General features: G+C 67.0%; 12 protein-coding genes and 2 pseudogenes. 8 read left to right on the top strand and 6 right to left on the bottom strand.

Annotated features, from left to right (window positions below; genetic code table 11):
• Positions 1-448: 448 nt before the first annotated feature.
• The 3 genes from ACFYXC_RS39485 to ACFYXC_RS39475 all read right to left on the bottom strand — a co-directional run bounded on the left by ACFYXC_RS39485 (position 449) and on the right by ACFYXC_RS39475 (position 3260).
• Positions 449-1024 (bottom strand): peptidase inhibitor family I36 protein, encoded by a 576-nt coding sequence (locus tag ACFYXC_RS39485; protein ID WP_389557671.1) that lies wholly within the window; start codon positions 1022-1024, stop codon positions 449-451.
• Positions 1025-1166: 142 nt separating this feature from the next.
• Positions 1167-2009 carry an IS5 family transposase gene (locus ACFYXC_RS39480; RefSeq protein WP_389557669.1) on the bottom strand — a complete coding sequence of 281 codons (843 nt, stop codon included), beginning with the start codon at positions 2007-2009 and terminating at the stop codon, positions 1167-1169.
• 231 nt (positions 2010-2240) lie between these two features.
• Positions 2241-3260: an aldo/keto reductase gene (locus ACFYXC_RS39475; RefSeq protein ID WP_309032744.1), complete on the bottom strand. Its 1020-nt coding sequence runs from the start codon at positions 3258-3260 to the stop codon at positions 2241-2243.
• Between the two features lie 150 nt (positions 3261-3410).
• On the opposite strand from ACFYXC_RS39475, the gene ACFYXC_RS39470 reads away from it, so the two are divergent.
• Positions 3411-4001, top strand: a complete 591-nt coding sequence (locus ACFYXC_RS39470; RefSeq protein ID WP_389557668.1) for a TetR/AcrR family transcriptional regulator — start codon at positions 3411-3413, stop codon at positions 3999-4001.
• Positions 4002-5247: 1246 nt separating this feature from the next.
• Positions 5248-5433: a hypothetical protein gene (locus ACFYXC_RS39465; RefSeq protein WP_389557666.1), complete on the top strand. Its 186-nt coding sequence runs from the start codon at positions 5248-5250 to the stop codon at positions 5431-5433.
• Positions 5434-5727: 294 nt separating this feature from the next.
• Here ACFYXC_RS39465 and ACFYXC_RS39460 read toward each other — a convergent pair.
• From ACFYXC_RS39460 to ACFYXC_RS39450, 3 genes and pseudogenes are all read right to left on the bottom strand, one after another.
• Positions 5728-6615, bottom strand: a pseudogene (locus ACFYXC_RS39460) (IS3 family transposase); the annotation flags it as partial.
• 415 nt (positions 6616-7030) lie between these two features.
• Positions 7031-7549, bottom strand: coding sequence for an NUDIX domain-containing protein (locus tag ACFYXC_RS39455; RefSeq protein ID WP_389557664.1), 519 nt, complete (start codon positions 7547-7549; stop codon positions 7031-7033).
• 24 nt (positions 7550-7573) lie between these two features.
• A complete protein-coding gene (locus ACFYXC_RS39450) occupies positions 7574-8929 on the bottom strand; it encodes a helix-turn-helix domain-containing protein (protein WP_389557662.1) in 1356 nt (451 codons plus the stop codon).
• Between the two features lie 230 nt (positions 8930-9159).
• Here ACFYXC_RS39450 and ACFYXC_RS39445 point away from each other — a divergent pair, with 230 nt between their 5' ends.
• The 6 genes and pseudogenes from ACFYXC_RS39445 to ACFYXC_RS39420 all read left to right on the top strand — a co-directional run bounded on the left by ACFYXC_RS39445 (position 9160) and on the right by ACFYXC_RS39420 (position 13327).
• Positions 9160-9909, top strand: a complete 750-nt coding sequence (locus ACFYXC_RS39445; protein ID WP_389557661.1) for a hypothetical protein — start codon at positions 9160-9162, stop codon at positions 9907-9909.
• 75 nt (positions 9910-9984) lie between these two features.
• Complete coding sequence (locus ACFYXC_RS39440) at positions 9985-10899, top strand: aminoglycoside phosphotransferase family protein (RefSeq protein WP_389557659.1); 915 nt, start codon at positions 9985-9987, stop codon at positions 10897-10899.
• A complete protein-coding gene (locus tag ACFYXC_RS39435; RefSeq protein WP_389557657.1) occupies positions 10900-11595 on the top strand; it encodes a class I SAM-dependent methyltransferase in 696 nt (231 codons plus the stop codon).
• Between the two features lie 28 nt (positions 11596-11623).
• A pseudogene (locus ACFYXC_RS39430) lies at positions 11624-12175 on the top strand (HAD domain-containing protein).
• Between the two features lie 18 nt (positions 12176-12193).
• Positions 12194-13020 (top strand): IS5 family transposase gene (locus ACFYXC_RS39425; RefSeq protein ID WP_389557655.1). Its coding sequence is split into 2 segments (ribosomal slippage): positions 12194-12554 and positions 12554-13020, totalling 828 coding nucleotides; the frame shifts between segments, so codons are not numbered across the junction.
• Positions 13021-13048: 28 nt separating this feature from the next.
• Positions 13049-13327, top strand: coding sequence for a DUF6207 family protein (locus ACFYXC_RS39420; RefSeq protein WP_389557653.1), 279 nt, complete (start codon positions 13049-13051; stop codon positions 13325-13327).
• Positions 13328-13528: the final 201 nt, after the last annotated feature.

Here is a 13528-nt window from a genome sequence, read left to right as displayed (position 1 = left end):
CCCGGTACGACAAACTCGCCGTCCGCTACGAAGCGACCGTGCTGGTCGCAGCCATCAACGAGTGGCTATGACCAGCACTTTCGCAACAGGCCCTACGCGGGGTGGTTTGTCAGTCTTCTCTGGGATCGTGCGGCGGATGCCCTTCGCCGCAGGCACTTACGGACAAGGCGGTTGCTCTAGGCATTGTCGGCCGCGAGACTGTCCGGCTTCATACAGGACCTTCCCAGGCCGGGCTGGGGACAACAATCTTTTCTAGCACGGCGATGAACTGGGTGCAGTCTGCACGCCGACCTAAAGCGAGGACCAGGGACAGCGGGCGGCAGCAGCCGTCCGCGCTTTTCTACCTGGCGTCCCGGGTCCTTGGGTAGGGCCCGCTGCCCGCGGCACCTGGCGACGATGGACAGTGGCGCTGCACCATGCCGCGCCGCGCCGCGTTCTCATGCTTGGGCTACGGGTACAGCTCGATCACATCGGCTCGGTCGTTGGCGCTCACCTGGGGCTCGGCATACGCACCCGGTCCACCGAAGATCCACTCCCATTGGCCGATCCAGTCCCTGCCGACCATCCAGGCGCCTCCGGTCTGATTGTTGAAGAAGGAGCTGACCTTGTCCTGCCAGGTGCCGCCGCTGGGTAGGGCGTAGTCGGCGAGCTGGTAGGAGCCGTAGTTGTAGAAGTCCAGGCGGTAGCCGCTGTAGTTGCCGTGTTCCCACACACAGGCGTAACCGCCCTGGCAGTCGCTCATGCCGGCGGCCGCGCGGGTGGACGACGGGACGGTCATCTCCACGCCCGGCTCCAGCCGCACCCGGTCCTTCCCCACCCGCTCGGCGCCCTCGTTATGCCGGAGCAGGCCCGCGATCTCCCGCTCTATTCTGGCGTCCGCCGTCTGCGCGGACGAGTCGGTCCGTGCCGGCGCGGCGATCGACGGCGAGGCCAGAGCCGTCGTGAACACGGACGCGGCCACCAGTCCGAGCGCGAGCGAGGCACAGCGCATGCTCAACGGCTTGCGCGAGTGCAGTGCATTCATGCGTTCTCTCCCTAGAGTGCGGCCAGAGCCGTCGTTCCTGACGACACACTCATGATCCGTGGCACCCCTCGGCCGGCACCAGGCATTTCGGGCACGACCGAACAACACTGGTCACTTAGAGCTCCCGCAGATAGGCGGGCGCTCATGGGCGTCGCTTGGGGCGGTCGTCCCAGCGGTGGGTGGTCCAGGCTCGGCGGATCAGGCTACGGATGGTGATGATCGTGTCCGCGAGGTCGAAGAAGGCGTTGATGACGGTCGCACGGCGCTCGTAGCAGCGGGCAAGGCGGTGGAAGGCATTCTGCCAGGCGCGCGTGCGCTCGACATGCCACCGCTGGCTCGCCTGGATCGGCGCCTTCTCACCCTTGTGCGCGATGCGGCCGTGCAGGTTGCGGGCGGCGAGTTCGGTGCGGCTAATGTCCGAGTCGTAGCCGGCGTCCAGATGGACTGTGATGTCGTCGGGCAGCGGCCCGAGGTCGTCCAGCAGGTCCAGGGTCGGCGCGAGAAGCGGTGAGTCGTGGCGGTTCGCCCCGGCCAGGACCCGGCCGAGTGGGATCCCGTAACCATCTGTCATGCCTGAGCGTTTCAAGCCCTGCTTGCCGCGATCGACCGGTGAGGGCCCGGCGACCTCGCCGCCGCCGGGGGCCTTGGTGATGGAGCCGTCGATGGCGATCTGGTCGAGCACGAGCCCGACGATCCGGTCGTAGGACTCCAGCATGATCTGTTTGAGCCGGGCGAAGATGCCGAGCCGGATCCACTCGTCGCGGCGGTTGCGGATGGTGGTCGCCGAGCAGGTCGTGTCGGAGATCGCCTGGTAGGAGCAGCCGAATCGCAGAAGCTGCAACAGCTTGTCGAACACGATCCGGTCGCTGATGCGGCGGCGGTGGCACCCCAGCGGGTGGGACGGATCGACCGTAGGGCGCTCAGGCAAGAACGCCGCGAATTGGTCCCAGAGCGGGTCAGTCAGCCATGATGGAAGCACGGGCACAGGTCCCCCAGTGATCACAGAGCGTCGCAACTCCATGATCACCGGGTCCTGGGCCCGCCTTGTCGCCGGGGACTTCCCACGCCGCCTGTCTGCGTGAGTGCGGCGGATTACTGATGGGCCGCCAGGTGATGGAAGTCCCATAGGCAGACTATGAAGCGGAATGTGCTATCGCCGTCTACTGCTGCAGCTTCGTGATGTCGCGCCAGAGGATGGAGGCTGTCGCTGGGACGATCAGCGTCGCCGCAGGGACGGGTCGAGCAGCGCGGGCGGGGTGTCGTTCTTCTCGTGTGCGGCGAGGTCGGCGCCGGGGGCGACGATGGCGTCGATCGCGTCGAGTACGTCGGTGGGGAGCTTGGTGTCTGCGGCGGCGAGCTGCGAGTGCAGGTGGTCCGGCGTCCGGGGGCCGATGAGCGCGCTGGTCACGCCGGGGTGCGCGGTCACGAAGCCAAGCGCGAGCTGGATCATCGTCAGGCCGGCGTCGTCGGCGACTCCGGCCAGCCGCTCGACGGCGTCGAGCCTGGCCCGGTTGGAGGGGGTGGTGGTGTCGAAGCGTTGCGGCATGAACGTTGAGCGGCTGGTGGTGATGTCCCTGCCCTCGCGGATCGCGCCCGACAGCCAGCCCGAGGCCAGTGGGCTCCACACCAGGACGCCGAGCCCGTACTGCTCTGTCACGGGCAGCACATGGGTCTCGACGCCGCGTTGCAGGATCGAGTAGCTGGGCTGTTCGGTGACGTAACGGCTCAAGTGGTGCTCGCGGGCGGCCCACTGGGCTTGCACGATGCGGTAGGCGGGAAAGGTCGAGGAGCCGAAGTAGCGGATCTTTCCCGCGCGCTGCAGGTCGGTCAACGCTGACAGGGTCTCCTCGTCGCTGGTGTTCGGATCCCACCGGTGGATCTGGTAAAGGTCGACGTGGTCGACGCCGAGCCGACGCAGGCTGTCCTCCAGCGCGGTGACCAGCCAGCGGCGCGAACTGCCCTGGCGGTTGCGCTCGTCGCCCATCGGCATGGTCGCTTTCGTGGCCAGCACGATGTCGTCGCGGCGCCCGGCGATGGCCTTGCCGACCATCTCCTCCGACTCGCCGCCGCTGTACACGTCGGCAGTGTCGATCAGGTTGATCCCCGCCTCCAGCGCGGCGTCGACGATGGCGGTGACCTCGTCCTGGGTGGTGCGCCCGATCTTTCCGAAGTTCATCGCGCCGAGCGCGAGGGTGCTGACCTGCACACCGGTGCGGCCCAAGGTGCGGTACTGCATGATCGTGTCTCCTCATGGGGGAAGCGTGGTGCATTACATGGCTTGGTTACCGGGTTCCTGCTCTGGCATTATGAGCAAAACGGAACCTCGTTCCGGAACGATACGGAACATGGTTCCGTTTTTGCAAGCGGTGAGTGGAAGGAACGCGTGGTGAGCGACAGCTGCGAGGGCGCAGGACAGGCGGCCCCGTCGGGGCGGAAGGACGCCCGACGTAACAAGGAAACCCTGCTCGATGCGGCCGCCGCGGTCTTCGTCACGTCAGGCGTGGACGCGCCGGTACGCGACATCGCGGCCAAGGCGGGCGTCGGGCTGGGGACGATCTACCGCCACTTCCCGACGCGAGCGGACCTCATCATCGGCGTCTACCGGCATCAAGTCGACGCCTGCGCCGATGCCGGTCCGGCCCTCTTGGCGACTAGCTCTCCGCACACAGCCCTAGGGAAGTGGATCAACCTCTTCGTCGATTTCCTGGTGGCCAAACACGGACTCGCCTCTGTGCTACAGGCCGACAACGCCGGCTTCGAGGCGCTGCATGCCTACTTCCTCGACCGTCTCCTACCCGTCTGCACCGAACTGCTCGAAGCCGCAGCCGTCGCCGGCGAGATCCGCCCCGACATCGACGCGTATCAGCTCATGCGTGGCGTCGGTAACCTCTGCATCGGCGCGGACAGCGCTCCCCGCTACGACGCACGCCGGATGACCGAACTGCTCATCGCAGGGCTACGCCGACCACACCACTGACCTCGGCGACCTCGCGCGTGCGGCTCTGCCAGGAGGTCGCGCGATCACCGCCACCCCGGATCGACCGCTCCCCTCGGTCGCCTTCGGCACCACCGAGGAAGCCGCCACCGCGGCCCTCTTCCCCATGGTCAACAACTACGTCACCGGTCAGATACATCACCATCGACGACGGCGAAACCCTCAGCTGAAACCGGCCACCACCTGGGCTCAGACTCGAGCATGACGGCAGCACGTGCGCAGGTCTGCCCAGTGATCACAGAGCGTCGCAACTTCGTGATCACCAGGACCGGTGTCCGCCTTGTCGCCAGGGACTCCCCAACCTGCCTATCTGTGCGACCTCTTAATCGTCGATGCTTCGTCTGCAGGATCACTGACTGCGTGTTCGGCCCTGCACGCGCCCTACAGCGGCAGCGGGGGCAAGGACGGGCTGGAGCAGAACTCTCGCCCGTGTGCGAGGCACCCCACTCCGGTCCGCCAGCAGACGCCACCTCAACCACCGCTACGTCGCGCACCGAAATCCGGACCGTACGCGGACCAGATCCTGCCAACTCACCTACCGACAGGGCATCTATACAGGCCAGATGTATGCAACGGCTGTACCACCAGTAGACGAAGAATCTGCTGGTGGGCGACATTTCTCCTACCACCGTCAGTTGCTCACCGTGCCTACAGCGGTGTCACAGATCGACCGGCTCCCCCACCACCGCCTCCTCACGGCACGATCGACTCTGGGGAGAATCTGGGGAGGATGGACGGCGCTGGGGAGCGCGTGGGGAAAACGGACTGCGTAACACGGGACGAACCTCAAAGGCACTGAAACACGTATCGGCGCAGTTCAAAAGCACGGACGGCCGTATAGACGCAGGCCAGCGCCCTCAGGTAGGCAACTTCATGACGAAGTCCACCGCCCCCCCCTCCCTCACCGAACCGGCCCTGTTCGCACAGCCCTGCACGTGACCTTCGCTGCAGCAAGGTCGATACTGCCGATGATGGCACTGTTACCGACCCTCATCCAGCTGCACATAGGAACTGACACTCCGTCAGTAAAGTCAGCGTTAGGTCAGCATCACTACCGCCACAACCCGCTTTCAGCCGCCACAGATCGCCAAGATCCAGAACTCGTCTAACACCACTTGAACAGGAAAAACGCAGGCCGGGCGCCCGTCTGCAGGACCGGTCGGGCTGGTGGCTGGCTCGGGTCGCCGACCCAACAGGGAGAGAGAGAAACCGCATCACGGGAAACTTCATGCGAGGGATCGCCCTGCGAGCCGAACGACTCCGTCCGGCCGCCCGTGCCACTCAGCAGCTCACCCTCGACGGCCGCGACGAAAAGCTCCACCATCTGGAAGCCGTCCTTGACCGGGCCCGCGCCCGCTTCGGTCCCGGCGCCGCCGGCGCGCCCTCTGCCTTCAACCGGCTCACCACACCCTAGTGCTGGATTCCTCTTTCGTTAGGTATATGTCCTGGTGGCGGAGTATTTGAGGGTGCTCCGGGGCGGTGCTCGACGATGGTTCTATGGGCACGGCCGGAGTGTGACGAGGACGAGCGAGTCCTTGTTCGCCGGTTGTCGCGGGCGCGGAAAGCGCCGCGGGACGTGGTGATGCGGGCCAGAATGATCGAGCTGAGCTGGTCAGGGCTACGGGTGCCGACGATCTCTGCGGGTGATGTCCCTTCTGGTGGTGTAGGCGATCAGTTGAGGCTCAACCTCGGGAGTAGACGCCGGGTTTCATGCGACGAGTGACAGCGTCTGTGACGAGATCAGTTGTCGTTCGAACTCGGACGGTGAGAGGTAGCCGAGGGCGGAGTGGCGGCGGCGCCGGTTGTAGTAGGCGAGCCAGCGGAACAGCTCCAGGCGTGTCTGAGCTTTCGAGGTGAGGCGTCGCCCGTGGAGCAACTCGCGTTTGAGGCCCTGGAAGAAGGACTCGGCCAGGGCGTTGTCGTAGCTCGAGCCGATACGTCTCATGCTGCGGCGGATGTCGTGCCGGCGGCACACCTCGGCGAAGGCCCGGCTGACGTACGGGGCGCCCCTGACCGTGTGAAAGACGACGCCGTCGACCTGGCTGCCGCGGGCGGCGACCGCCATCTCAAGCGCGTCGGTGACCAGCTGGGTGCGCATGTGGTCGGCAATGGACCAGCCGATCACGCGGCGCGAGCAGATGTCGATGACCGTCGCCAGGAACATCCACGACGAGCCGACAGCGACATAGGTGATGTCGCCGCACCACCTGGTGTTCAGCGCCGTGGCCGTGAAATCACGCATAACCAGGTCCGGTGCGGGCGGGGCCGTCTTGTCCCGGATCGTGATCCGCTTCTTCCGACGCAGATGACGGCCGACAATATGGTTGACGCGCATCAGCCGGGTGACGCGCTTGCGGTTGACCTTGCGGCCCCGGGCCCGGAGCTCGGCATGGACCCGCGGGGCGCCGTAGGCGCCGTGGTACTCCGCGTGGATCTGCCGGATCTCAGCGACCGCGGCGGCCTGCTCGGCCTGACGCACGGCGCGTGCCTGCGCGGTGGCCTGGTGCCGGTAGTAGCCGGAACAGGAGACGCCCATGACCCGGCAGATCCGCTGCACGCCGAAGACGGCGCGATGGTCGGAGATGAAGTCCCAGCGGCCTCACGCTGGAGGGGTCTAGGAGGCGCTGCTCACCCTGTCCCGCGCGGTACCAGGCGGGGGTGCGCCGGTGTGGGGCGCTCGGCGTTTCGGGTTCGGTGGCGCGTGCCCAGCCGTGGGCGTGCATGGTCTCGGTCTCCCAGTCGTGGTCGCGAAGGCGCCCCTCCTCCACGAAGCCGAGCCGACGATGAAGGACCAGCGACGCTTCGTTGTGGGCGAAGATCCGCGCTTGGCACTTGTGATAGCGCCTCGCCCGACGGTAGCGCTTTCACGGTCGGTGCGTCGTCAAGCAGACCGCGGTCCACACAGGCAGCATCCTGGTGATCGTCTCCGGCGACCTGGTCTTGTCGACGCCCATCTGGAGAAGGACCTCGACAAGGCTCATTGCGCGTGTGAGTCAGCTGTCTGTATGGCGCTACTGCCCCCAGCCGTTCAGGGAAACTTCCGGGCCCCCGTCCAGGTAGCGGTGGAGCGCACTGGCGGTGGTGTCCACGAACTCCTCGGGGATGGCGTCAACGTCGATCCAGCGGACCTGGGCGTGCTTGCGCGGCTCACGGTTCTCGGGCTCGCCGGTCCACTCATGGGCTGCGAAGACGACGGTCAGGAAGCCGTTGGGGGCTTCAACTCCCCAGGCCCCGTGGATGATATGGGCGATCTTGAGAGATTCCGGCTTCACCGTTAGGCCGGTCTCCTCGTAGAGCTCGCGCACCGCCGTTTCGGTGATGGGCTCGCCGGGTTCGCTCTTGCCGACGGGCAGATCCCACATGCCTTGGGCGAACTTGGCGTTCTCGCTGCGCTGGAGGAGCACTACGCGGTTGGTGGCTTGGTCGTGGACGATGACGGCGGCGACCAGCAGGGTCATAGATTCGAGGGCGGGCTTGAGGGCCTTGGGCTGGTCGTCGGTGGTCGGTTGAGCCACTGTGCGTCCCTTCATCTCATCGGCCGGTTGGTGGGCATGTTAGGCGAGTGCTTCGCGTGCGCGGCGGGCGAGTTCGGTGGCTCCGGGGACTTTGCGCCGCTGGTAGATCGCGAGGGTGGATCGCAGTGACGTGATCGCTTTACGAGTGCGGTCGGAGGTCATGCCCTCCATGAGAGTCAGCGCCTGCGACCAGGCGGCGACGGCCTCGTCGGCTCGTGCCTGGGCCGCGAGGCTGTCGCCCAGGTCGGCGTAGGTGAGGGCGTGGACCCGCTTGTACTTCACGGGGTCCCAGCGGACCAAGGCGTCGCGGTGCTGTTGTTCGGTACCTACGTGGTCGGCGAGGTCGGTCAGCGTGCGCGCGGTGTGGCTGACTACAGTGCCGGCTGCAGGGCCGCTGACGCGGGAGTAACTGGGCTGAGGGCCGTCCTCGCGCAGGAGAGCGTCCTCGGCGGCGAGCAGAGCGCGGGCGGCGGCGGGCTTCTCGCTGGTGGCGGCGTAGGCGCGAGCGTGGGTGATGTGGAGCAGGGCCTCGGTCTGGCCGTCGATGTGGCCGACACCCTGGGCGAGCGCAGCCTCGGCCAGGGCAATGCAGTAGTGGGGCTGCTTGAGGCTGAGGGCTTGGTGGGCAAGGGCACGCATCATCCAGGCGGCGTGGCCGTGCGGGTCAGCCTCGCAGGCGAGCTGGTAGCCGACTCGGTAGTAGCGCTGGGCAGCGCCTTCCTGGCCAAGATCATGGTGCTTCCAGCCTGCCAGGTAGGCGAGTTCGGCAACTGCGCCGAACGCGGCCTGGCGTAAGGGCTCTGCGGTGAATCGTCCGCGGAGCAGGGGAGCGGCGGTGTCGGCCAGGTAGGCAGTGACGGTGGTCAGGCCGTGGCCGCCGCCGAGGCGTTCGTCGGCCGCGCTGAACGCGGCGGTGATCTCGCGTACGACGTCCACGTCCTGCGCACCGACCAGCCCGGAGCCGGTACGGGCACGGAGCATGCGGGCGGTGGCTTCGTGATCGTAAGCGAGCGGCATGGCGACGCCTGCGGTGGTGAAGGCGGCGACCGCGAGGAAGCGGCGGCGCTCGACGTCGGCGCGGCCCAGATCGGTCACCGCCAAGACCGGGTCGGCTTCGTCCTGCTCGTTGCCGTCAGACGTGCCCGCGCCGATCTCGGTCGGTGTGACGATGCGGCCAGCTCGGCGGGACAGCGCTTCGGCAAGGTACTGACTCGTTCGGCCGCTCGGCTGGCGAGTTCCGTTGGCCCAGTGGGAGATGGCCGACTTGTTGGTCTGGATGATCTCGCCGTTCTCGGCGGCGATGCGCCGTACATCCTTCGCCAGGGCCTCGTACGTGCAGCCGATCGTTTCGATGACCTCGCGCAGGCGGGAGTTGGATGCTCGCTGGGCTGCCACGACCGCCTCCGATCAGGAGCTGTAAACCGCGTATACCGCTTTGCCTGGCTCTCACCGTACCCACGCTGCGTGACGAACGGTTCACTTAATCGCAGCCGCCCGGCACGGTTTCAGGTTCCGCCCGTGATCCAGGCTCCCTCTTGGTCCGGACGGCTCCCGAAGTTCCGTACACCCGCAGGGGGTCCGGGCATTCCTATGCCCGCTCCCGGCCCTTCAGAGACGGAGACACGGTGACCACCATCGAGACCATGACCATCACAGTCGAGTTGCCCGAGGCGTTCGACACGTGCTGGAGCCGACTGCCCGGCATTCAGGTCGACGGCCGGCGCATCACCATCGACCCGGCCGAGTACTTCTTCCGCTTCGAGTCCCACACCTGGCTCGTCGCCGACAGGGAGCTGGTCAAGTCACAGCTCCTGGACGTGGACGAGACGACCGAGAGCGCGGTCGAGCAGCTCGCGCTCGACTTCATCAAGCAGCACAGTCGGCCCACTTCGGATGCGGCCCAGGTGCTGGCCATCGCGTACGAGGTGTACGCCTACCTGTTCCGCGAGGAACACCTCGCAAGCCTCGGCCTGCCGCGGATCACCACCGACCACCTGCGGATGCTGCGTGAGGCCGCCACGCTGATGGCGCTGAACAAGGTCGAGCTGGACGGGCACATCTCGAACGTGGGCCCGTGCTGGTTCTTCCCCGCCGCCACCTCCGTCGTCTTCGACCTGTCCGACGAGATGGGCGGCCTGCTCGACGAGGTCTACCACGGTGGCTGGTTCAACGAGCACCGCCGCATCGAGTCCATCAAGGCCCACGCCGCGCTCGGCGGGCGGCTCGTGCATGGCTGCCAGTCCGTGCCGGACCAGTCCGGCGGCGTGGTCGCACCCTACGGTGCCTCGATGGCCACCTTCCGCGACGACCTTGCCGAGTTCAAGGCTGGATGGATCGAGCAGGTCTACGCCCACCGCGTAGCCCCCGCCGCATAGCCAGCGCCCGACCCGGCTCCGGGGCGGGCCGGCGCCGTCGGCCGCCCCGGACGCCCCCAATCACAGGAGTCCTTCATGGACGAGTCGCTCAATGCCGATCTCTTGGCAAGTGTGCTGACTGCTGCCGGTCGCCCCTCCGCCGTAGCGCGCGAAGAGGTGCGCGTCTGGTCCATGTCCGGCGTCGAACGCCTGACCTTCTCCGACGGGGCCACCGCCATCTTCAAGTACGCCAAGAAGCCCTTCGACAGCGAAGACCAGGCCCTCTGCCTGGCGCACACCCTCGGCGTCCCGGTCCCGAAGGTGCACGCCTCCGCGGTACTGGACGGCTGGCTCGGGATGCTGCTGGAAGACCTCGGCGCCCCCATCCGCGACGCCGACGACCTTGACGGTGCCGCCGCAGCCGTTGTCCTGCACTCCACTCGTAGGGCAGCGTCCCTGCCCATCCTTGATCAAGAAGCCCTGCGCTCCCTGCCCGGCCAGGCACTGGACCACCTCGACCGGCTCCGCAAAGCCGAGCGATGGCAGGGCGCGGACGACATTGAGGCGGCACTCGACCGCTTCGCCCAGGCCGCCGCAGCACGCTCGACCGAGGCCACGGTGGCGCCGTTCGGCTGGGTGCATTCCGAGTTCCACCCCACCAGCCTCCACATCGGCCAACGCGGCTGGCGTCTGCTGGACTTCGCCCGTTCCTTCACCGGCCCCGGTCTGCTCGACCTCGCCAGCTGGCACGGCACCCTTGAGGAGCCCGACCCCGTACGCCTGCGCGTATTCGTGGAGACCTACGTCGCCGAGGGCGGCACCCCTGATGCGCTCGCCGAGCGCGGCGGTCTCGCTGCGGAGAAGTGGGCACTGGGATGGCATCGCATGTGGGCGGTGGAGTGGTTCATGGAGCAGGCCATCCGGTGGATCAACGACCCGGCCACGGACCCCACGTACATCAAGGTCGTACGCCGCCACCTCACCGACGCCCTCCGGCTCCTGGAGGTCTAGATGCCACTCGCTCAGGCATCTCCCTGGCACGCACACGCACTCCAGCGAACCGCCGCGGGCCCCGCCCGAGCACTTGCTGTACCGGCCCGCATGGAATGGACCGTCAGGCCCGGCAGCGGTCCAGGCGCCGAGATCCTCGGGCCCGACCTCCGAGGGAAACGGGTGCTCGAACTCGGCTGCGGCCCCGGCCACAACGTCGCCCACCTCGCCACCCGGCACGGAGCACGCGTCACCGGCCTCGACCTCGTCGGCCTGCAAATCCGCCGAGCCCGCTCCCACTACGGCCGACTCGCCAACCTCACTTTCGTCGCCGGCCACGCCCTGCACGACCTGCAAGCAAGCGACGAACAGTTCGACGCCATCTACTCGGTCTTCGGCGCCGTTGGCCTCGTAGCTCCCGAGCTCCTGCTCCCGGCCATCGCCCAGCATCTGAAACCCGGCCGCACTCTGGCCTTCACCGTGCCTCACCCCGAGCGCGGCGGTCGCCACCAGTCACAGGACGACCGGCCGCGCCGCGACCACGTCATGCTCCCCGACCGCACTCGACTACCCGTCGCGCGCTGGGACTTCGACGCGGGCCGCTGGGAGACACACCTCCGCCGGGCGGGCCTCTGGGTCACCTCGGCCCAGGAGTTCCACGACGCCCGCCTCGGCTGCTGGCCCGCGACCTTGCTGATCACTGCCTGCAAGCTCTGACCTCTGCTCCAGCCCTCTGGAGGAACCGATGCGCACCACGCCCTACCTGCTCCTCGACGTCGACGGCGTCCTCATACCGTTCCCGGCGGACGACGCGTCCACCCCGGCCTCGCATGTCCGATACGACGTCGTCCCTGCCGGCCGACGTGCCGACGACTCCGTCGCTGTCTGGCTCAACCCCGAACACGGCCCCCTACTGATGGACGTGTTTCGAACCGGCCTGGTCAACCTGGTCTGGTGCACCGGCTGGCGCCGAGACGCTGCAACCTTGATCGGCCCACTTCTCGGCCTCCCGCCACTGCCGTACGTCGACCTCCCGCGGCCACAGATCACGACCAGCCACCCCGATGGCTACCTCTGAAAACGCGACTACGTCGGCACCTGGCTGGGCGACGCACCCGCCATCTGGATCGACGACGACTTCACCAGCCTTGACCACGACTGGGCTGCCGCGCGCACCGCCCGTGGCGCGGCGACCCTCCTGATCGAGCCGGACCCTCATGCCGGACTGCAGGCCCAGCACCTGGACTTAGAACTCCTAACAAAAAGCTGCAACTTACCTTGGAATGTTGGTGTCTGATGGGTTGTTAGCCTGCACATGAGAAGGGGTGAACAGCCGCCGTGGATCGTGGCGGATGAGCTGTGGGCGCGGATCGAGCCGTTGCTGCCGGTTGTACCGCGTCGCACACACCACCCGGGGCGCAAGCGTCTGGACGACCGGAAGGTGCTGTCGGGCATCCTGTTCGTGCTGTACACGGGTATTCCGTGGGAGTTTTTGCCCCAGGAGCTGGGCTTCGGCTCCGGAATGACCTGCTGGCGACGTCTGCGTGACTGGAACGACGCGGGAGTCTGGCAGTGTCTGCACGAGTCGCTCCTGGCCGAGCTGAATGCCGCCGGCGCGCTGGACTGGTCGAGGGCGGTGATCGACGGCTCGCACGTCAGGGCCCTCAAAGGCGGCCCAAAACAGGACCGAGCCCGGTCGACCGTGCCCGAACAGGCTCCAAGCACCATCTGATCACCGAAGGGCACGGCATCCCGCTGGCGGTATCGCTGACCGGCGGAAACCGCAACGACGTCACCCAGCTCATCCCCCTGATCCAGGCCGTCCCGCCTGTACGCGGCCGGCGCGGGCGGCCCCGACAACGACCGGCCGCGCTCTACGCCGACCGCGGCTACGACCACGACAAGTACCGCAAGCAGGTGCGGGCCCTGGGGATCACTCCGGTCATCGCGCGGCGCGGCGTCGAGCACGGTTCCGGACTGGGCGTGCACCGCTGGGTGGTCGAGCAGAGCTTTGCGCTGCTGCACTGGTTCCGCCGACTGCGCATCCGCTGGGAGATCCGCGACGACATCCACGAAGCTTTCCTCAGCCTGGCCTGCGGCATCCTCTGCTGGCGCCGACTGATCAACCTCTCACTTTGTTAGGAGTTCTTAGGGCCTGCCGGAGAACAACATGTATGCGGGCAACGCGCTGACCTGCGCTGTCAAGGCTAGAAACCCACAAGTTGATTCTCTGCACGCCCTTAGCCATCGTGTGGGTGGACCAGTTGCGTCGAATCGTGACAGCGGGTGCTACTTCCTCTGGAACCTCATGTCCCAGTCTCCAGGTGTCCAAGATCAAGGGGAAGCTTCACCACGCCATCGCCCCGCAGACCGGACAACCCGGGAGCCCGGCGAGCCCGGCGTAAGACTGCGCTGCTTCCTCGACCTTCGCCACGAGCCCGACTCCTAACAATCTTCCGCTCGTACTGGCGAACGGCGCCAGAAGTTTCGGCCCTTGTCTTCGGACGATCGGAGTGCCGCGATCGGACACACCCCGTGCGGTGAAACCGGTGACTGCGGCTCCGGAGGTCTCGTCGACAGCCGTTACGCGGCTCGGCAGTGCGTGACATCGGGAAATGAGCTGGTCGTGGGCTGCATACGCGACGATGTC

Origin of the sequence: Streptomyces sp. NPDC002701 (assembly GCF_042889045.1) — a bacterium.
Lineage (GTDB): Bacteria > Actinomycetota > Actinomycetes > Streptomycetales > Streptomycetaceae > Streptomyces.
The sequence above is the reverse complement of the archived record's forward strand: the minus strand, read 5'-3'. Positions and strand labels throughout refer to the sequence as shown.